This window comes from Candidatus Chromulinivorax destructor, from assembly GCF_003366055.1.
In the GTDB taxonomy this organism is placed as follows: domain Bacteria; phylum Babelota; class Babeliae; order Babelales; family Chromulinivoraceae; genus Chromulinivorax; species Chromulinivorax destructor.
Window position 1 is genome coordinate 843,746 of sequence record NZ_CP025544.1, and the last position, 19,959, is coordinate 863,704.

Below are 19,959 nucleotides of genomic sequence, written 5' to 3' on the forward strand. Positions count from 1 at the left end.
AGATTACTATGTTTCACCATTGATTGCTTCAATTGACTTATACTTATTAAAATTCGTGCGTCATACTTAAATGAAGTTCGGTTAATTTGTTTTTAAACACTTTTGATGGGTTTAATTTAATACCAAAATCAACTTGTAATGGAGTTGGATTAAGCATTCGAATACCCACACCAAATGAATGACGATAGAAAAATTCATCATTACTTAAATGTTCATCAAAGTAAAATTTTTGTGCATCAGCATTACCAGCATTATTCATGTTTACGGTATTAATAGCTGTTCTTAGTTCATTTTTGTATGGCATATCCCAACCAGCACCACCATCATAGAACATCACTGCTCGTGTTGTTAAGTCAGGAGTTAAAGGCACAATAAACTCAACGTTGACATAAAAAGCTTTGGTTGCACCCATAGAGTCACCTTGCCATGTTGGCCCGATTTGTCCCCATGTATAGCCACGAATCGTTCCAGGTCCACCAATGTGGAACAGAGATTTCCAAGGAGCGTTTTTATTATTCAAAGGCTGGATAAATCCAAGGTGCCCGTGTAAACATAACACTAAAGAGTTTTCACCAATAAGCGGAGTGTACCAGGTAGCATCAAGTTCTGTTTTAAAGAAGTTAAAGCCATTTGTTGTTAAAGGAAATGCAAGCTGCCCGTACCAGTTCCATTGGTAGCCGTTGGTTGCAAATACAAGACCATTTCTGAAATCTTGAGAGATACTCCAACGAGCCCAATATTGATCACCAGATTGAAATGTTTTATCTAAAATTATCTGATAAAACTGCTGTTCTTCTGCAAGAAGTCGAGGAGCTGATTGTACCTTTGGATTAAAATCAATAGTTTCAAAGCCAAGTTGGCCTTCAATAATTGATTCACCAAATAATTTTGCGATATAACCTGCACCAAAAAAACCACCAATTACATACTCTTGAGGCGGACTGAGTGTGTAACTAAGACCTTCGGTATATTCAGAGTGTCGAGCATACACGTTTAAATTACCACGGATTGGTTTATCAAATAACCATGGATCCATAATAGAAGCGGTAATTGATTGCTGGCGTTCAGCAACTTCACCAAGTAATGAGGCTGCAATGCCAGATCCCCATAAGTTTTTATCACTCATGACTGCAGAACCAACAAGTCCTTTTGTTGGAGTTGTACCACCTTTAGCAGCACCACCATAACTTATTTGAGCTTGAAATTTACCAGTTTTAATCTCTTTAAGCATCAAATCAAGATCGGCATGTGTATCGTCAATACGAGTGATTTTCCAGTTTACGCCTTCACGTTCATCAAAATAACCGGTTAATTTTACACGATCTTTAGATTGATCCATTTTTTTGTTGGTGATTAAATCGCCTTCATCAATAAGTATTTGACGACGAATAACTTTATCACGAGCTTTTTTGTTACCTTTAATCGTAAGCCTATTCAGGTATACTTTATCTTTTAAATCAAAGTTAAAGCTAACAGTTACTGTTTTGTCATCTTCATTGACATCAATTGATGGTTCGATATCAGCAAATAGGTATCCATATTCTCCCCATAGCAAGCGTAAACGTTCAATCGATGTCCGTAGCTTATCAACTGCATATCGTTGACCTGGCTGCGTAGGAATAGATGCCTTGAGTATCTCAGCGCTTAAGATATCATTGCCTTGCATGTTGACTTCTTTAATAAAGTAAACATCACCTTCATGAATGGTGTAAGTTACGTCGTAGCCATTGGTGATTGGATCAAACACAACGTCAGCATCAGTTACTTTAGCATGAACAAAACCATTACTTTTGTAACCATCTTCGATCATTGATTTATCAGCTTCGATCATATCTGCTTGATAACTTCCAGAGCTATCAATTGGGCTTAAAGGCCAGACTTCACGAGTGTAAATAATTCGTTTTAGTTTTTTACTGGTAACAGATTTATTACCTTTAAAAGCAATACGATGCACAAACGTTTTTTTGCCTTCTTGTACGTCAAAGTGAGCTATAACGTGTTGTTTATCAACAACTTCAAGACGAGTTTGAACTTGAGCAAAGTGGTAGTTTTTTTTACCATAATAGCGTTTGATTTTTGCTGCAAAATTTTTGAGTTCTTCTTCATTCATGGTCTGGATTTTATCAAGACCAGTCTCTTTTTTAATATCTTTTTCAGAAAGAGATTTTGTACCTTTGATAATGACATCGCTAACTCGTGGTTTTTCGGTTACAACGATGCAAACATCAATTTGTTCATCGTCGATCAGATCGACATACATTTGTACTTGCCGAAAATATCCAAGTGCGAATATATTTTTAATAGCAAGAGAAGATTGGTGAGGTTTAAAAAGTTTACCAGGCTTAAAAGGAAGTCGGACTATAATAGACTCTGGTGTGACTTTCTCGTTACCTTGTACTATAATATTACGAACAACTCTTTGATTTTGTTGTAATATTGATCGTGTTTGCGCATCAACCATTTGATCTGAAAGAACAACTGATTCATGCGTGTCAATATCCTGAGATGTTATATTTTGTTGTTCATCATTACTATCAATACCTTGACGATCTTCAGCTTTTAACGAGCAACAAAGAGTAAGGTATAAAAATAAGTATACAATTCTTTTTTTCGTACAAACGCTTATCATTAAATAGTCTCCTGGTACTGTTTCTTCTTGGTTTGAATAACAGGAATTTTTAAAAAATACTTTGATATGTTACTATTTTTTTTTGAAATTGGCTAAAAATAAAGCTATTTTTTTTCAAAAATCTTTATTAATTTTTACGAAAGATATATTATGCTGCGTATTACAAATAGTTTAACAGGCCAAAAAGAGCTGTTTAAGCCACTTATTGATAAAAAAGTTAATTTATATGTTTGTGGAATAACTCCTTACGATTTTTCGCATATTGGTCATGGACGCTGTTATGTGATATTTGATATGTTGTATCGATTCCTTTCATTTCTTGACTATAAAGTTACCTACTGTCGAAACTTTACCGATATTGATGATAAATTATTAAACCGTGCAGTTAAAGAGCATGGAGATGCAAGCCGTTATACAGAAATTGCAGATCGATATATTAATGCATACCACGATGATATGCAAGCTTTGAACTGTTTGTCACCAGATAAAGAACCTCGAGTTACTCAGACAATTCCTCAAATTATTACCTTTGTTCAAGGCTTGATTGATAAAAATGCTGCATACGAATTAGATGGTAGTGTGTACTTTAGAGTTCGTAATTTTAAAAATTATGGAAAACTATCAAAACAAGATATTAATGATTTGCGTGCAGGCGCTCGTATCGATATTAATGACACAAAAGAAGATAGTTTAGATTTTGCATTGTGGAAAAAAGATGATCCGGCAGTTTCATTTGAAAGCCCATGGGGTTTTGGTAGACCAGGATGGCATATTGAATGTTCTGCAATGGCACATGACTGTTTTAACGGTACTGTTGATATTCATGGCGGTGGCATGGATCTGTTGTTCCCTCATCATGAAAATGAAATTGCGCAGTACGAAAGTTTGCACCAAGCACCATTTGTAAATTACTGGATGCATAATGCATTTGTGCGAATCAATAAAGAAAAAATGTCGAAATCACTGGATAATTTTTTCACATTAAAAGACGTGATTGCAGAATTTGACCCGATGGTTCTTCGTTTTTATTTTTTAAAACATTATTATCGCGGGCCACTTGATTATTCAACACAAGATCTTATAGTTGCAGAAAAAACATACAAACGTTTAGTAACATTTTTTGCAGATGCTGATCTTGATAATATTCTTGATACAAATCTCGTGAAATTTAATCCAGTTGTTGAAAAGATGGTTGCATGCTTATCAGATGATTTTAATACTTCTGGCATGTTTGGGGTGTTGTTTGAAAATTTGAGTGAATTACAAGAAAATAGATATTCTAAAGAGCTGGTTAAATATTTTATTATCAATGTCCTTGGTTTAACGCTTAATCCAATCAAAGAAAAAGTGATTGAACGAACACCTCAAATTGAAGAACTGTTTGCATTACGTGATCAGGCGCGGGCTGATAAAAACTGGGCATTATCTGATGCATTACGCGATCAGTTAAAAGCGCTAGGTTTTGACGTGCAAGATAGAAAGTTATAAAAACATGAGGGTGCAAGTTATAAAAAGCTTGCACCCTCATTCTATAATATTGAAATGTAATATTTACAGGTTAAAACTTATTTCTTCTGGTTGAGCTAGATGAAGAAGCGTATAAATTTCATGCCCTAAAATAGTCTTTTTTTCCATTAAAAGTTCTGCAATATTTTTAATATCATTGATATGTTCTGTAATTAATTCAGTTGTTTTTTTACGACAACGTTCAATAATAGCTTGAACTTCATGATGAATTTTTGTAGAAATATCATTTGGTAACTGACCACTATATTCATTATATGACATATCGCGTAAGGTATCAGACATTCCATAGTCAACTACCATGCTATATGCAATTTGTTGAGCTCTTTGTAAATCATTGCTAGCGCCATTACTTAATTCAAACCCAAACGCTTCTTCAGCACAGCGGCCAGCAAGCAATGCAATAATTTGATTTTCCATATCGCTTTTTGTATAAGAGTATGATTCTGTAAGTGGTAGCATATGAGCTACACCTAAAGTATTACCTCGTGGTGTGATAGAAACTTTACGAACTCCCACAGTTTTGTCTTGAAACAAAAAACCAATAAGGTGGCCAGCTTCATGAACAGCTGTGGTCCATAAATTTTCTTTGCTCTGATATATCCCTTTGTTTTCGCAACCAAGCGTAATATTATCATACGCAGTTTCAATGTGTTTCATGCAAACAGTTGTTGAATTATCTTTAATAGCTACAATTATTGCTTCATTAACAAGGTTGGCAAGTTCAGCTCCAGAAAAACCTCTTGTTGCCTGTGCAAGACTTTCTATGTTAACATCTTGACCAGCGCATGTTTTTGCAAGAGCTATGCTTAGTAAATGGGCACGGTCTTTCATATACGGTTTATTAATAGTAATTATTCTATCAAATCTTCCTGGCCGAAGAATTGCAGGATCAAGCGCTTCAATTCTATTAGTTGCTCCAATAACAATAATAGGATTTTTTTCTTGATCAAAGCCATCCATTTCACTTAAAAACGTTATAACATCTCTGTTGTTTTCTTGGCTCAGACTGTCTGTATGTCCTGTTCTTTTTTGAGCAATTGCATCAATTTCATCTATAAATATAATGCACGGAGCTTGCTCACGAGCAGTTTCAAACAATTTTTTTATTTTGCGTTGAGATTCTCCTGCCCACTTAGAAGTAAAGTCTGAAGCTTTAACTGCTATAAAAGAACAGGTAACATCGCAAGAAGCATTGATTTCTCCGGCAATTGCTCGTGCAAATAATGTTTTACCATTACCAGGTTCACCAGTCATTAAAAGACCTTTTGGTATGCGTGCGCCCATATCTTTAAATTTGGTAGGATTTTTTAAATACTCAATAATATCTTGAACAGATTCTTTTGCTTCATCAAGTCCTGCAACATCTGCAAATGTTATTTTCGTATTTTCTTTTATTTCTTGGAGTTCTTTTGTTTCTTGGAGTTCTTTTGTTCCGATATTGATTAACGTTTGCAAAAGGTCCAGATATGGGGATTTCTTTATATGCTCTGTATAAAGAAAATACAAAGAATAAGCCGTTAGTAATCCGCACATAATCAAAGCTGCTTGCTTTTGATCATCGATGCTTTTAAGCTGCTTACATAGTGTTTCGTTTAATTTTTCATAAATCTTACTATTCTGCTCTATTACATTTAAAAGGTTTGCTGATACATCTGAATTTGCTTGTAATTCAAATTGTTGCATGCATAAGCTGCTTATGAGTAAACATTGTAGTGTGAATTTTTTATGTGAATTCATGGGTAAAAATCCTATTTATTATTGTATGAGATTCTTCATACTGTAATAATGCACATAGAATTTATTTTTGTAAAAAGCTTGGGGTTTTTTTAATAAAGCTCGTATTATATCTTGGGGGAAAGGTATAACACGAGCTTAAATTGTAGAGACGTATATCTCTATGAATTTACTATACTGCAAAATGTTTTCTATTTGCAATGATTTGTTATTTTTTATTTAACTTGTTTTCTTTTGTGTTGATTTGTTATGATTCAGAAGTGTGATGTGTGTACTGTTATTATAAAGATAAAAAAAGGATAAAAAATGAAAAAAATATTTTATGCAGCGATTTTTATGATGAATATATTTGGAGCTTGTAACGTTATGGCATCAAAAGATGATGCTGTGCAGGTAATAAATAGAAGTTTACATGATGTAACGTTAGAACTTTATGATGCACAAGAAAAAACTGTACGTACTGGTACTGGACCAATTTTTTTACAACCTGGTCAATCTGCTTTTATACAAAAGTCTTACACTGTTCAACGAAATGCAGCTCTTGACATAACTACAGGTGAATCACATGATGAATTTATAGCTCGCCAAGCAAAAATGCCTTTTGATACTTCTGTAGTAGCATCTATTCATTGTATATTTCAACATTCTGATTTAAATTTTACTGTTCCTATGCCAGCATCAATGCTTATAATTTTGCCTGTTGGTAAACATAAAGCGCAATAGTAAACTTCTTTAAGAATGAAAAAAGGTACTTTTAAAAGTACCTTTTTTGCTTAAATCTACGATAGCTAAAAATTCTATGCAGCTTGAATGAAATCTTCAATACGAGCTCTTAAGGCTTCTTTGCTCATATAACCAGTATCTTTAGATTGCATTTCGCCATTGCTGTAGAAAATAAAAGTTGGAACTGAAGTTACACCAAACATAATTGAAATATCACGAGCTTCATCCACGTTTAATGATGCAAATTTACAGCGACCAGCAAATTCGTTTTCAAGTTCTGCAAAAATTGGTTTCATTTGTTGGCATGGTCCACACCAAGTTGCGTAAACATCGATAACAATTGGCATATCCGATTTGCGAATATCTAATTCAAAGGTATCTTTATTGATGATAATAGGCATGATAAGCTCCTTGCATAAGATATAAATATCAATTTTAGTTTATTGTAGTTTTATTTAACCATATCTAAAATCTTTTGCAAATTCGAAGATTTATTTTTATAGCTTTTCAAGAGATTTAACCTTAGGCTGTGTGAACCAAATCTAAAAATTAAGATACAATCACTACGATATCGCTCTGCTTATCTCCGCAAGCATAGGTGACGAGGGCAAATTTATGCTTTTGCAGCTTAAAAAAAGTGCATCAGGTCAACCGGCCTGTAAATTCTCGGAGTTTTCATAGAAAACGCAGGGTAAAAATCTATAGTAAAAAATAGCTTCACAGAACCTAGTATCTTATGGAGCTTTTTACTTGGGCTTTATTTTACTATATACTTTCAATTAAGATATACGTTATTATACAAAATATGTTTATAAGCGTATAAAAATATAAAATAACAGTTATATAGTAAGAAATAAAAACGTTTGAAAATCATTGTATTCATGAAAAGAAAGGTAATATTATGAACCAATTTCATAACAATCGAACATATATTTCAATGGCAGAAGGCTTTATGAGTAAAGTATACGGTTGGATGACTGCAGGACTTTGTTTAACTGCAGCAGCAGCGTATTCTTTATCGCCGTCAGTTAACCCAGGATTATTTCAGGCAGTAGCCCCGTATTTAATGGTATTTGCTCTTATTCAATTTGGTGTAGCAATGTATTTTAGTTTTGCATGGAAAACATCAAATTTTATGACATTAGCAGGGTTATTTATTGTGTATTCATTGCTTACAGGTGTCATACTTGCACCATTAGCATATATCTATACTGGTGAATCATTATTCCAAGTATTTTTAATTGCAGCTGCTATGTTTGGAACAATGGCTGTGTATGGCAGTGTTACTAAATCTGATTTATCATCAATGGGTAATATCTTGATGATGGCTTTAATCGGTTTAGTCATTGCAAATCTAGTTAATATGTTCTTGCAAAGTGCTCAATTTGATATTTTGATCGCATGTGTTGGGGTAGGTGCATTTGCAATGCTTACTGCATACGATGTACAAATGCTCAGAAAACTTGGTTATCAAGCTGTTGGAACGCAAGAAGAAGTAAATAAAATTGCTTTGGTAGGGGCTTTAAGCTTGTACCTTAATGTTATTAATTTATTTATCTATTTGCTTAAATTGTTTGGTAAAAAAAGAAATAATTAAGATTATAGTTTTTTGATAAGAGAAGAAGGCCTGGTTACAAAAACCAGGCCTTCTTCTGTTTAATTCACAGAATCTAGGTTATCCTAAGTAGACAACTGTTGCAGCAATAGCCATAAGTCCTGTTAATTCCATACCCATTTCAAGTATCCAATTTTTCCAACTGTGTCCACACCAAATAACTTCACCAACTGATGTTGGGATAATGAAGCCAGCCCATATAAACATAGCTGTTTGAAATGCATTCATAAAACTTTTTGAAGCATGCGCTTTGGTAATAAACATTGAAAAAAATTTAGCAATGGTTTGTTTGCCTGCAACGGTAACAGGTGCTTGGTATTTTTCAAATACACAGATAGCAATACATGTTGCCATAGATAATGCTATTGAAGCTGCAAGTTGAGCTGCCATATTAATACGCATATCATTGCTTAAATGAGCTTGCTTATCTTTATTTTTTTCTTTTTTCCAGTATTGTCCAAGAAACATATCTGAAGTAAAGACCCATCCTGTAAGAAAATGGGCAGCGCCTCCTGCTAAAACAAGAACAAGATGATTTTGTATCATACGACTTTCCTTTTTTGAAATAATACAATATATATTTTGAACACAAGTACATTGTATAGAGCATTGCTTTTTTTTGTCAATTCTCTAATATTTATAGTTTGCTCAGTATAAAAAAATATATAAAAACATTAGTAGTAAAGCGTATAGTATGCACGAAGGTTTACAAGTTTCTATTGTTTGGATTCGTAAAGATTTTAGGTTGTCAGACAACCTTGCATTACACCATGCAGCAAAAGCAGGTATTGTTTTACCAGTTTTTATTTATAATGATACAGCTTCATTAAAAATGGGCTCAGTAAGTCAATGGTGGCTTCATCATTCATTAAAGGACTTACATAGTAGTTTAGAAAATAAATTACAAGTCTATACGGGAAATCCTGAAGAAAAATTGTTTGAATTAGCTACAAAACATAATATTAAGCATGTATATTTTAATAGTTCTTATGAACCAGAGCAGCTTGCTCAAGATAAATTTATTCAAAAGTCTTTGCAGAATGCAGGGATTGTTTGTGAAATTTTTCATAGCCAGTTGTTATGGGATCCTGCAAAAATAGTAACAGGATATGGTACTCCTTATAAAGTCTACACTCCATTTTACCAAAATGGTTGTTTGCATGCAGATGCACCACGATTTCCGATTGCAAAACCAGAAAAACTTGTATGCTACAACAACACGCAAAATTCAATTTCAATTGATGCATTAGGTTTGCTAGAAAATAACACCTGGAATGAAAAATTATCTACAATATGGACTGTCGGTGAAAAAGCAGCTCAAGATCGATTAAAGAGTTTCATTGCTCATGGGCTTGAAGGCTATAAAGAAAACAGAAACATTCCATCACTAGATGGAACATCTCGCTTGTCAGCATATTTGCACTTTGGTCAAATATCAGTCAATCAAGTATGGTATGCAGTTCATAAAGCATCTGCAAAAAATATACCGGTACAAGATTCAAGTTGTTATTTAAGTGAAATTGGGTGGCGTGAATTTTGTTATAATTTATTATTTAATTTTCCAGAATTACCTCATAAAAATTTTAATGCAAAATTTGATGCATTTCCATGGGTGTATAACGAAGAATTTTTTACTGCATGGAAACAAGGAAATACAGGAATTCCAATTGTTGATGCAGGGATGAGAGAGCTTGCTCAGACTGGTTATATGCATAATCGAGTTCGTATGATTGTAGCATCTTTTTTAATCAAAAACTTAGGAATTGATTGGCGTTTGGGTAAAGATTGGTTTTGGGAATGTTTAGTTGATGCTGACCTTGCTAACAATAGTGCTAATTGGCAGTGGGTTGCAGGCTCTGGTGCAGACGCAGCACCATTTTTTAGAATATTTAATCCTGTATTGCAAGGTGAAAAATTTGATCCGCATGGATTGTATACACGTAAATATGTTCCAGAACTTGCATTAATGCCAGATAAATATTTATATAAACCTTGGATGGCTCCTGCAAATATATTAAAACAAGCATGTGTTTCGCTTGGAAAAAATTATCCTGCACCAATAGTTGAGCTTGATGTATCAAGAAACAAGGCACTTGCAGCTTATAAAAGTTTATAAAAATTGTTCATTATTATAGTAGAAAGGTGGTTGTAATATCAATATTACAGCCACCTTTCTATGGTTTATTACTATATAATTTTTTTATCATGAGTAATCAAGTATAATAAGTTACTACATAAGCTAAAAACTTGTAAAATAATACACTGCTTTTTAAAAAGCAGTTGTTTTCGTCTTTAAATTAATGAGGGTTTTTAATGTCATTTAACAATTTTATAGATATGTTCTATGTCGATATACTTTCTATCATTATGATATGTTTGGTTAGTTTTGTTGGCAGTATCGTATATTTTTTTTCAAGAAATTATATGAAGGGGGATGCTTTTTATATAAATTTTTCTTATAACATTTTTATGCTATTGTTCTCTGTGATGCTTATGACAATAACAGATAATTTAGTACTATTTTTAGTTGAATGGTCTTTTTGTAATTGGATATTAACAAGATTAATCACTCATAAATCAACATGGAAAGCTGCAAAAGCTTCTGGTCAAAAAGCATTTGAAAATTTTGCATTAGGATTAATTTTTATTTTTATAGCTTTTATTCTTTTGAATCAAGTAACAGGTAGTTATTCAATTCAGTATATTGTAAAAAATCCAACAGATTCGTGGTGTTCTTTTATTGCATTACTTATGTTGTTAATTGGTGCATCTACTCAATCTGCTTTGTGGCCTTTTCATAGATGGCTTATCAGCTCATTAAATTCTCCAACACCAGTATCAGCAATCATGCATGCAGGGATTGTTAATGCAGGAGGTTTTTTATTAGTTAGATTTGCACCGCTTTACTTTTATACCCCAAAAATATTACCAATTATTTTTAGTATTGGATTATTGAGTGCTTTGTTAGGGTCTTTATGGAAATTAATGCAGCATGACGTAAAACGCATGCTTGCTTGCTCGACAATAGCCCAGATGGGTTGTATGTTTATGCAGTTTGGGTTAGGTCTTTTTGCAGCAGGAGTAGCTCATATTTGTTGGCATGGAATGTTTAAAGCATACCAGTTTCTTGCTTGCGGCAGCGCTGCTCAACAAAAAAAAGTTGATTCAAGTTGTTCACCTCATGTCATTTCATATTATATTTCGTTTTTGTGTGGTTTTTTAGGGAGCTATATATTCTTAATTATTCATTCTCAAAACGCATTCATTTATGATTCTTCATTAATTGTTGTAGCGATTGTTTTTATTGCATGTGCTCAATTATCATTAACACTTTTAGGTAATAATCCATTGGTAAAACTACCTAAAACTATTGTTGTTACCGGAGCAGTTGCCACACTTTATGCTGCAAATATTTATTTTTTTGATCTGCTTTTAGCTCCATTAAATCTTAATCAGCCACAACCTCTTACGATACTTCACATCGTAGGCATGATAATGCTGATAGTTGGATGGTTAGTTATTGCATGTATAAAACATATTGATTATGCAACTCAATTGCCAAATTGGTTATTGCGTTTGTATGTTAAAGCGCTGAATAGTAGTCAACCATATCCTTTAACGATTACAACGTATCGAAATGGATACGATTATCTATTGCAAGATAATAGCACGAAGAACAAGAACCAATATTAAAAAAAAGTGATAATAGAGTGATGAATTTAGATACGAAGCACAACAATCAATCATGTCCTGATATTGCCATTTTTATCAAAGAAAGTTGGCAAAAAATCACACCTTTTTGGCCTTTAAAGAATCTTGTAGGGGTCAATCCGCTTCATGGTTTTCAAGATATGGACTTTGAGCAGGCAATATTGCAAGGAGCTGCTTTTTTTCAGCAAAAAGAATTTCCGCAGCCAATGGAGCAAGTTAATAGACAGACTATTAAATGGTTACAGGCTTTTTTTGATGAAGGGCAAGCTACTTTGGCAATGCCTATAAAATCACATGGTTTTTACCAAGCTTTAAAAAAACTTATGTATTTTGATGATCAGATACATAATTTTGACGCTGATAATCAGCAATGGTTATCAAATTTACCCGAAACGTCTGAAAGTGCTATAGAAGCATGTTTTGCAAGATTAAATATATCAAAAGAACATCAGCTTTTATTTATGACTTTGATGCTTACAACATTATCAGGCTGGGCATCATACGTTAAATATTATGCTGATTGGTCAGAGCAAAAAACATTAGATTCATGTGCTACCTTAAAAACAGATTATCTTGCAGTAAGAATGATTATAACAACATTATTATGGCAAGATAGCATTGAACTTATTGCATGGCACAATAGATCAAAAGAGTTTGAGCTGAAAAAAAATAGTCCTATGAAACAGTTGCAAAAAGCTGAAAAAGAGTATCTTTTGCCATTGTTACATGCTTTAAAATCAGAACCCATAGATTTGCCTGAAAACGTTGATGCGCAATTTATTTTTTGTATTGATGTGCGATCAGAGGGGTTAAGAAAAGCGTTACAGCGTTTTGGAAAGTATGAGTCATTTGGATGTGCAGGTTTTTTTGGTCTTCCAATTTTTATAAAAAACAGCACAACTGAAGAATTATATGCATCATGTCCTGTTTTGTTGCATCCAAAACACACGGTTAATCAGGTATCTTGTTCTTTGTATCATCATAAAGGGCATAAGCGATTACGTACATTACGCGCATTGTATCAATCATTAAAATATAATTTTGTAACGTCATTTGCTTTAGTTGAATTACTTGGATTTACAACAGGCTTTTGGATGGCTTTAAAAACATTTACTCCTCGTATAGCTCATACATTAAGTCGTTTTGCATATACAGTTCTACGCTCTGAGTCATCAACAAAACCTTGCTTGCAAGATATTTCGTTTCAAGATCAATGTATGTATGCAAAATCTGTTTTACAAGCAATAGGCCTTACTAAAAATTTTGCTCCAATTATTATATTTTGTGGCCATGCAAGTACAACGCAAAATAATGCGTATGCTACATTTTTAAATTGTGGTGCATGCGCAGGTCGTTATGGTGGAAGCAATGCTAAAACTATTGTTACAATATTAAATTCAAAAAAGGTGCGCAACTATCTAAGTCAGATAGGAATTGTTATTCCAAGTGGTACATGTTTTATTGCTGCTCAGCATAATACAACAACAGATCATGTTGAAATATATGAAGATGATATTTTTGATGATAGCGTCATGCAGAGAATAACTAATATAAAAAATGATCTTAAACAAGCTCAAAAAATAAATTGTCAGCAACGATGTAAAAAAATGGGAATCAATTTAGATGTTAAAGATAGTATCAAGCAGACTCAATTAATGAGCCTTGATTGGGCTCAAGTTCGACCAGAGTGGGGTTTAGCTAAAAATGCATCGTTTATAATTGCACCAAGTAAAATAACTGAAAAAATAGATTGTGATGGTCGTGCATTTCTTCATTCCTATGACTACACACAAGATTTTGATGGAGCAATATTAACGATTATTTTAACTGGTCCTATGGTTGTTGGGCAGTGGATTAATGCTCAATATTTTTTTTCTACCTTAGACAATGTAGCATATGGATCTGGAAGTAAAATTACAACAAATATTACTGGTAAAATTGGGATTATGCAGGGGAATGCAAGTGATTTGATGCATGGATTACCACTGCAATCAGTTTATGCAGCCGATAATCAACCCTATCATGAACCTTTAAGACTTATGACTATTGTGTATGCACCATGGAATTTTATAGATAAAATTATTCAAAATCAACCTGATTTACAGATACTTTTTCGTAATAGTTGGGTATTGCTTGTATCTATTGATCCTGATACAAATGATCAATATTTTTTGCATAAAGATTTAGTATGGAGAAAGGATTTTTTTTATGAATAAAAAATCACCGTATGCTCAAAGTTCTATTGTTTTAACAACTAAGCATGAAAAATCAAGAGCTATAGCACCATCTTTTTTAAATATTTTATCGGCACAAGTTGTTGAATGTTCTTTAGATACGGATCAATTAGGGACTTTCTCTGGTGAAATTGAACGAAAAGGTTCAGCTTTAGATTGTGCAAAAATCAAATGTGAATTAGGTTTAAATCTTACTGGTTCTTTGTATGGATTATCAAGTGAAGGCAGCTTTGGGCCTCATCCTTATATTCCATTTATACCTTGTAATCATGAAATTTTATATTTTATAGATCGTCAAAGAGGTTTTGATATACATCTTTCACTGATAAGTGAAAAAACAAATTATACTATGCAATCATTAGATTCAATAAAAAGTTTAGATGCATTTTGCAAAAGAGCTCTTTTTCCTTCCCATGCGTTAATCGTTAGTCCTGACATGAGTGATAACAATGATTACTTGGTTAAAGGTATTACGACAAAAGATGATTTGTATACAGCTTTTGATAATGCAATGAAACATTCTCAAAATGGAAAAGTTTTAGTTCAAACAGATATGCGTGCACATATGAATCCTTCGCGGATGATGGTTATTCAAGAACTTGCTGAGCAATTATCTCAAAGGTTATTATCTGTATGTATAAAATGCAACTGCCCAGGATGGGGTAAAGTTGATGTAGAAAGAGGGTTAGAGTGTAGCTGGTGTGGACTTGAAACAGACTTGATTAAAAGTGAAATATACGGCTGCCCACAATGTGATTATCAAGAAAAAGTTATTCCTTTTCATAAATTACGTAAAGCTGATCCTGGAAATTGTTCGTATTGTAATCCTTAATTAAAAATGAATAAAAATTAAACATGAATAAAAAAATTAAAATTTTAGATGCAGTAAAAGAAAAAGATATCCTACAAGCTGTAAAAATAATTCAAGAAGGTAACTTAGTAGCTGTTCCAACTGAAACTGTTTATGGGCTTGCAGCTGATGCAAGAAATGTTGATGCAGTTAAGAAAATTTTTACTGTTAAAAATCGCCCATCAAATCATCCATTAATTGTTCATATTAGTTCATTAGATAAATTATCACAATGGGCTACAGATATACCACCTATTGTAGAAGTTTTGGCAAAAAACTTTTGGCCAGGTCCACTGACCTTATTACTTAAAAAAAATGATAAAGTTGATGATATTATCACCGGTGGATTGTCAACGATTGCAGTCAGAATTCCAAATAATAAGCCACTTTTGCAAGTGTTGAATTTATTAGACACAGGTTTAGCAGCACCTTCTGCAAATCCTCATAAGCGAATTAGTCCAACAACACCAGAGCACGTAATAGCAGGTTTGTCAGGAAAAATAGATGCTGTTCTTGATGATGGGCCATGTAATATTGGTCTTGAGTCAACAATTTTAGATTTAACTCATCATAACATAAGAATTTTGCGACATGGGCCAATAACAAAAAAAATGATCGAAACAGTCATTGGTTTTGCAATTGAATCCCCTTTAATACATGAAGAGTCTGTATCAGGTAACATGAAAACTCATTATCAACCGTATACAAAAACATCTCTTATGAGTTTATCTGAGATAGAAACGCAAATTTCTTTACTTGGTAATGGAGAAAAAAAGATTGGGATTATTCATTATTCAGATTTGAAAATTGCCTGTGAAGATATAAAAACAATACAATTATCAAACAACAAAGAACAATACAGTAAGTTTTTATATCATGCTTTACATGAACTTGATAAAATTAATGCAAGCCAAATCTTAGTTGAAACACCTCCGCATAATGATTCTTGGAGCGATGTTTTTGATAGGTTGTTAAAAGCTTGTGCTGTTGATGATAGCAGTAGTCGTTAATGTATAAAATGTACGATTGCTTGATTTTTCCTTGTCATGATAGCTAGCTAGGCGAGCAGTTAGATGAAAAAATTTGAGCTATTATTTTTCTCTAAGTTCAAAAATATTTCTTTAAGGTCAAGGCCAGCAGTGTAGCCACCAAGCTTGCCATTTGAATTGATAATTCTATGGCATGGAATTATGATGAGAATAGGATTTTTGCCATTTGCGTTTGCAACTGCACGGTGTCCTTGTGGGGATCCAACAATAGCAGCTTGCTTGGCGTAGCTTGTTGTTTTTCCGTAAGGAATTGTTTGCAAAGCTTTCCAGCTTTTTTGTTGAAAATTTGTACCTGCAGGGTTAACAGGAATAGTAAATTCTTTACGTGATCCTGCAAGGTATGCCGTTATTTCCTGTTCAACTTTTTCTAAAAGAGCATTTGTTCCAATTATAATTGACTTGCGAGTTGTATTTTCTAATCGATCGACTTCTCGATCAAGGTGTTTATCGTTACTAAATTTTAAAATATATAAAAAATTTTCATCGCCAATTGCAATAAGCTTACCATGCTCTGTTATAATGTTTTTTTGGATCATGATTAATTTTTTTTCGTGATATACATCTTTGTAGTAAGTTGATTGATTTTTTAAAGATATGATGTTTTGAATAAAATGCAATAACTTTTCAGATAAAACTATTTACTGTTTTATTGATTTCATATTGAAATATATCTTATGATTGAACTGTAATTAAAATGTTTATATTTGTATTCTATTGTTTTTATTATTGGAATCACTATGAAATCTTTAACGGTACTTATGTCTGTATGTTTAATTGTTGTATGTAATATTATTCCAGTGGTAATGACCCAATCGAGTGATAATAATTTTGCCGTACAAGATGTTTCGCGCGATCTTCAAGAAAGTCAGCAAAAATTTGCAAAAGATGTTGTATCCCTTTTAAGCTATATGCTTGAAAAAAAATATAATTTTACTTTTGGTGAAACAATGCGTACCAAAGAACAAGCAGAATTGTATGCTCAGCAAGGCAAGGGTATTAAAAATAGTTTGCATTGTAAGCGACTTGCAATTGATATAAATTTATTTAATCCGCAGGGTGAGTTTCTTTCAAAATCAGAAGATCATACATTGTTTGGAGAGTATTGGGAATCTTTATCGCCTTTTAATCGATGGGGCGGTAGATTTATTAGAGTTGATGGAAATCATTATGAGCGCAATGAAACATTTGAAAATATAAAAAATTAAACATTAATTTTTTTCACTGATCATTAATTGTGCACGGTGCTGTTGATGCAAATTTTTCATGATGTAGTACAGTCTGCATGATCGACAATCACCGTCAATATTTTTTTGGTCATGATGAATCTGAGCTTGGACAACAGCTTGATGTGTAGCACTATCTTCCTCATTGTTTACTGGTACGCTATATCCCCATGATGCAAGTTCTTGTTGTAATTCAAGAGTTGTTATTGAACACGGTTGTAATAGTTCATCTTCAGAAAGTTTATGAAATAGTCCAACTCCAAGGAAAGCTATATTTTTCCAAGGAAATAATGGCCCGGGGCCAACTTTTCTGCCAAGTGATTTTGTCATAGGGTCAATTGCACATTCGCCATGTCCAATAATATCTTTATCTGCAATTGAGTAGAGTGTCTTTAGTTTATTGCATAATGCGGCACATGCTAATTCTTGTTCATGACTAAATTCATACCATTGTGTAGGGTTTGAATCTTGATTGGTGTAAACATTTGGATTATCGAGTGGAGTTGCTGCTTGGTTTACAAACATTATTCCAATTGAGTGAGAATTCATGTCGTTGATAATTTCATTACGGGCATTTTTAAAATATCCATGACCTGCGTGAAATGCTCGTTTTTTTAAATATTTGATTGCAATTTCATCTGAAAAGTTAACAAGATCGATGAGATTTTTATTGCCATCAATCGTTTCGTAGACTGATCCATCGATATCGATCATATAATGAGTTGAGACATTCATTCGCTTGAGTGCAAACACACAAGTATCAAGATCTTTATAGCAGCTGTAATTGATAACAATAATTGAAGGTTCAACAATTTGTTGTGTTGTTTTATCAAGGCGTTCAGGATTAAATGGTAATGTAGTATCAAGGCTAGCTTGAATACTTGATGCGATATTTATGAGTAAAAAAAGAAGATGTTTTTTCATAGAGATTACTTTCATGCATAATGAAAAGTGTAATAAATTACCCAATTGAATGTATGGTATTTTACATGAAAAGCAGAAAATATTTGAGATTTTTTTGTGATGAAGTCTTTTAAGAAAAAAGAACCATAGAATTAAAATGGAGGAGAGAGTGGGATTCGAACCCACGATCCCGTTTTAGCGAGATAACGGTTTTCAAGACCGTCGCATTCGACCGCTCTGCCATCTCTCCACGCATATTTCAATAGCGAACTATTTAAATCAATTTTACTTGAAAAAAAATTAAAATCAACACTATTTTAAAAATTATTTTTGTAGCACACGAAAAATAATATAATCTATAATCTGTTCTGCAATAAATTGACCAACTGCAAGCTCAAGTCCTCTAAATCCAGGAGATGAATTTGCTTCACAAACTTTAAAGCCATCTTCGTCAAAAAGTAAGTCGATGCCAGCGATATCAAGACCAGTTATTTTTGCTGTTTCAATTGCCAGCCATTCAATTTCAGGTGTTACAATAAAGCACTCTGTTGAGCCACCGCGTGAAAAGTTTGCTTTAAAATCACCATCGCCAGATGAACGCTGCATGCATGCAACAATACGACCACCAACAACAAAGACACGAAGATCACGACCATGACTGTTTCTAATATATTTTTGTATGATAATGTTTGCATGTGGATTGTTTGCGTAAATCAGTTCCATTAAATCTTTAAATTTAGAAGCAGATTCAGTTAAATACACTCCAGATCCTTTTGAGCCTGTAATGTTTTTTACAATAGCAGGAAATCCAATTTCTCGAGCTACGATGGTTGTATCAACTGACTTCGTATCTTTTAAAAATTTAACCAACATTGTTTTTGGAATTGGCAAGTTGTTAAACGCCATAACTTGATGACATTGTAGTTTGTCTTTTACCAGTTCTATTGATCGAGCTGTATTACAAACATATACACCAAGGTGTTCTAGTTGGCGTAATACTGCAAGTGTAAAATATTTTGAACTTGAACCAGTGCGAGGTAAAATAAAATCTGGTAACTGGTGAACGGCATCATTGATTACAATTGATTTATTATCATGACGGTCAATAATGAGTTCAAATTTATCAGGGCTAATTATTTGAATATCAATGCCTTTGCTTCGTGCAACTTGTAGCAGACGTATAATCTCATAATTTTTTTCAGTAAGATCTTTTTCTTCCCGTTTGTAGATGATCCAACCGGTGATTGGTGTAACCCGTTTTTCTGGCATATAAAAATTCTAACGTTAAAGTTATTGGTTGATATTCAATTCGAAATAAAGTGATTAATATAAAATATAATCCTTTTTAATGAAAAGACAAATGTAGATTCTTTTTGATCGAATTTATAGAGAATAAATCATGGTGTCATAATTTATATTCATGTCAGACATGGTAGTATATTGTAATTTTAAGAAATAATATTGAGTGAAAAGTGGTGTGCCCAAGAGGAGTCGAACCTCTAACCGTCAGATTCGTAGTCTGATACTCTATCCAATTGAGCTATGGGCACATGATTTTTTTTAAGATAATAAGTTCGATTGAACTCATTAATTAGTATACATAATGATTTATAAGAAATCAATGAATCTATTCATAAAGATTTTAGAAGAAACATTGGTGGAGAGGAAGGGATTCGAACCCTTGCGTCCTATTTCTAGAACTCTCACTTAGCAGGCGAGCACTTTTAACCACTCAGTCACCTCTCCATACTTGATACTCTT

Annotated in this window: 16 protein-coding genes and 3 tRNA genes; 9 read left to right on the forward strand and 10 right to left on the reverse strand. The window is 33.1% G+C overall.

Going from position 1 to position 19,959, the window contains the following annotated elements; genetic code table 11:
- Positions 1 to 46 precede the first annotated feature (46 nt).
- On the reverse strand, positions 47 to 2,629 hold the full coding sequence (bamA, locus tag C0J27_RS04140) for an outer membrane protein assembly factor BamA (protein WP_115585923.1): 2,583 nt from the start codon (positions 2,627 to 2,629) through the stop codon (positions 47 to 49).
- A gap of 150 nt (positions 2,630 to 2,779) precedes the next feature.
- Here bamA and cysS point away from each other — a divergent pair, with 150 nt between their 5' ends.
- Entirely contained in the window at positions 2,780 to 4,117 is a 1,338-nt protein-coding gene (cysS, locus tag C0J27_RS04145; protein ID WP_115585924.1) for a cysteine--tRNA ligase, read from the forward strand.
- A gap of 63 nt (positions 4,118 to 4,180) precedes the next feature.
- Here the strand turns inward: cysS and C0J27_RS04150 are convergent, their stop codons facing one another.
- On the reverse strand, positions 4,181 to 5,893 hold the full coding sequence (locus C0J27_RS04150) for an AAA family ATPase (protein WP_115585925.1): 1,713 nt from the start codon (positions 5,891 to 5,893) through the stop codon (positions 4,181 to 4,183).
- A 303-nt stretch (positions 5,894 to 6,196) separates the two neighbouring features.
- Between C0J27_RS04150 and C0J27_RS04155 the strand changes: the two genes are divergently transcribed.
- The gene (locus tag C0J27_RS04155) at positions 6,197 to 6,613 is read left to right on the forward strand and encodes a hypothetical protein (RefSeq protein WP_115585926.1); all 417 of its coding nucleotides are present in this window, start codon (positions 6,197 to 6,199) and stop codon (positions 6,611 to 6,613) included.
- Positions 6,614 to 6,687: 74 nt separating this feature from the next.
- On the opposite strand, the gene C0J27_RS04160 is transcribed toward C0J27_RS04155, so the two are convergent.
- The gene (locus C0J27_RS04160) at positions 6,688 to 7,014 is read right to left on the reverse strand and encodes a thioredoxin family protein (protein ID WP_115585927.1); all 327 of its coding nucleotides are present in this window, start codon (positions 7,012 to 7,014) and stop codon (positions 6,688 to 6,690) included.
- A 500-nt stretch (positions 7,015 to 7,514) separates the two neighbouring features.
- Here C0J27_RS04160 and C0J27_RS04165 point away from each other — a divergent pair, with 500 nt between their 5' ends.
- Positions 7,515 to 8,210, forward strand: coding sequence for a Bax inhibitor-1/YccA family protein (locus C0J27_RS04165; protein ID WP_115585928.1), 696 nt, complete (start codon positions 7,515 to 7,517; stop codon positions 8,208 to 8,210).
- Between the two features lie 78 nt (positions 8,211 to 8,288).
- Here C0J27_RS04165 and C0J27_RS04170 read toward each other — a convergent pair whose 3' ends face one another.
- Positions 8,289 to 8,774, reverse strand: coding sequence for a DUF1761 domain-containing protein (locus C0J27_RS04170; protein ID WP_115585929.1), 486 nt, complete (start codon positions 8,772 to 8,774; stop codon positions 8,289 to 8,291).
- 148 nt (positions 8,775 to 8,922) lie between these two features.
- Between C0J27_RS04170 and C0J27_RS04175 the strand changes: the two genes are divergently transcribed.
- The 5 genes from C0J27_RS04175 (at position 8,923) to C0J27_RS04195 (ending at position 16,033) form a co-directional block, all read left to right on the forward strand.
- A complete protein-coding gene (locus C0J27_RS04175) occupies positions 8,923 to 10,344 on the forward strand; it encodes a cryptochrome/photolyase family protein (RefSeq protein WP_115585930.1) in 1,422 nt (473 codons plus the stop codon).
- 221 nt (positions 10,345 to 10,565) lie between these two features.
- Positions 10,566 to 11,921: a proton-conducting transporter transmembrane domain-containing protein gene (locus tag C0J27_RS04180; protein ID WP_502305792.1), complete on the forward strand. Its 1,356-nt coding sequence runs from the start codon at positions 10,566 to 10,568 to the stop codon at positions 11,919 to 11,921.
- A gap of 20 nt (positions 11,922 to 11,941) precedes the next feature.
- Complete coding sequence (locus tag C0J27_RS04185; RefSeq protein ID WP_115585932.1) at positions 11,942 to 14,155, forward strand: putative inorganic carbon transporter subunit DabA; 2,214 nt, start codon at positions 11,942 to 11,944, stop codon at positions 14,153 to 14,155.
- Positions 14,148 to 15,005, forward strand: a complete 858-nt coding sequence (locus C0J27_RS04190) for a DUF6671 family protein (protein ID WP_115585933.1) — start codon at positions 14,148 to 14,150, stop codon at positions 15,003 to 15,005. Before C0J27_RS04185 ends, C0J27_RS04190 begins: the two co-directional genes overlap by 8 nt.
- Positions 15,006 to 15,028: 23 nt before the next feature.
- Entirely contained in the window at positions 15,029 to 16,033 is a 1,005-nt protein-coding gene (locus C0J27_RS04195; protein WP_115585934.1) for an L-threonylcarbamoyladenylate synthase, read from the forward strand.
- A 59-nt stretch (positions 16,034 to 16,092) separates the two neighbouring features.
- On the opposite strand, the gene C0J27_RS04200 is transcribed toward C0J27_RS04195, so the two are convergent.
- Positions 16,093 to 16,608, reverse strand: a complete 516-nt coding sequence (locus C0J27_RS04200) for a methylated-DNA--[protein]-cysteine S-methyltransferase (RefSeq protein ID WP_162801794.1) — start codon at positions 16,606 to 16,608, stop codon at positions 16,093 to 16,095.
- 267 nt (positions 16,609 to 16,875) lie between these two features.
- On the opposite strand from C0J27_RS04200, the gene C0J27_RS05800 reads away from it, so the two are divergent.
- Positions 16,876 to 17,277 carry a M15 family metallopeptidase gene (locus C0J27_RS05800; protein WP_115586218.1) on the forward strand — a complete coding sequence of 134 codons (402 nt, stop codon included), beginning with the start codon at positions 16,876 to 16,878 and terminating at the stop codon, positions 17,275 to 17,277.
- 3 nt (positions 17,278 to 17,280) lie between these two features.
- Here C0J27_RS05800 and C0J27_RS04210 read toward each other — a convergent pair whose 3' ends face one another.
- The 5 genes from C0J27_RS04210 to C0J27_RS04230 form a co-directional block, all read right to left on the reverse strand.
- Positions 17,281 to 18,219 carry an N-acetylmuramoyl-L-alanine amidase gene (locus C0J27_RS04210; RefSeq protein ID WP_162801795.1) on the reverse strand — a complete coding sequence of 313 codons (939 nt, stop codon included), beginning with the start codon at positions 18,217 to 18,219 and terminating at the stop codon, positions 17,281 to 17,283.
- A 137-nt stretch (positions 18,220 to 18,356) separates the two neighbouring features.
- A tRNA-Ser gene (locus tag C0J27_RS04215) sits at positions 18,357 to 18,448 on the reverse strand.
- A gap of 74 nt (positions 18,449 to 18,522) precedes the next feature.
- Positions 18,523 to 19,467, reverse strand: coding sequence for an ATP-grasp domain-containing protein (locus C0J27_RS04220; protein WP_252120568.1), 945 nt, complete (start codon positions 19,465 to 19,467; stop codon positions 18,523 to 18,525).
- Between the two features lie 204 nt (positions 19,468 to 19,671).
- A tRNA-Arg gene (locus C0J27_RS04225) sits at positions 19,672 to 19,748 on the reverse strand.
- A gap of 105 nt (positions 19,749 to 19,853) precedes the next feature.
- Positions 19,854 to 19,944 (reverse strand) — tRNA-Ser (locus C0J27_RS04230).
- Positions 19,945 to 19,959: the final 15 nt, after the last annotated feature.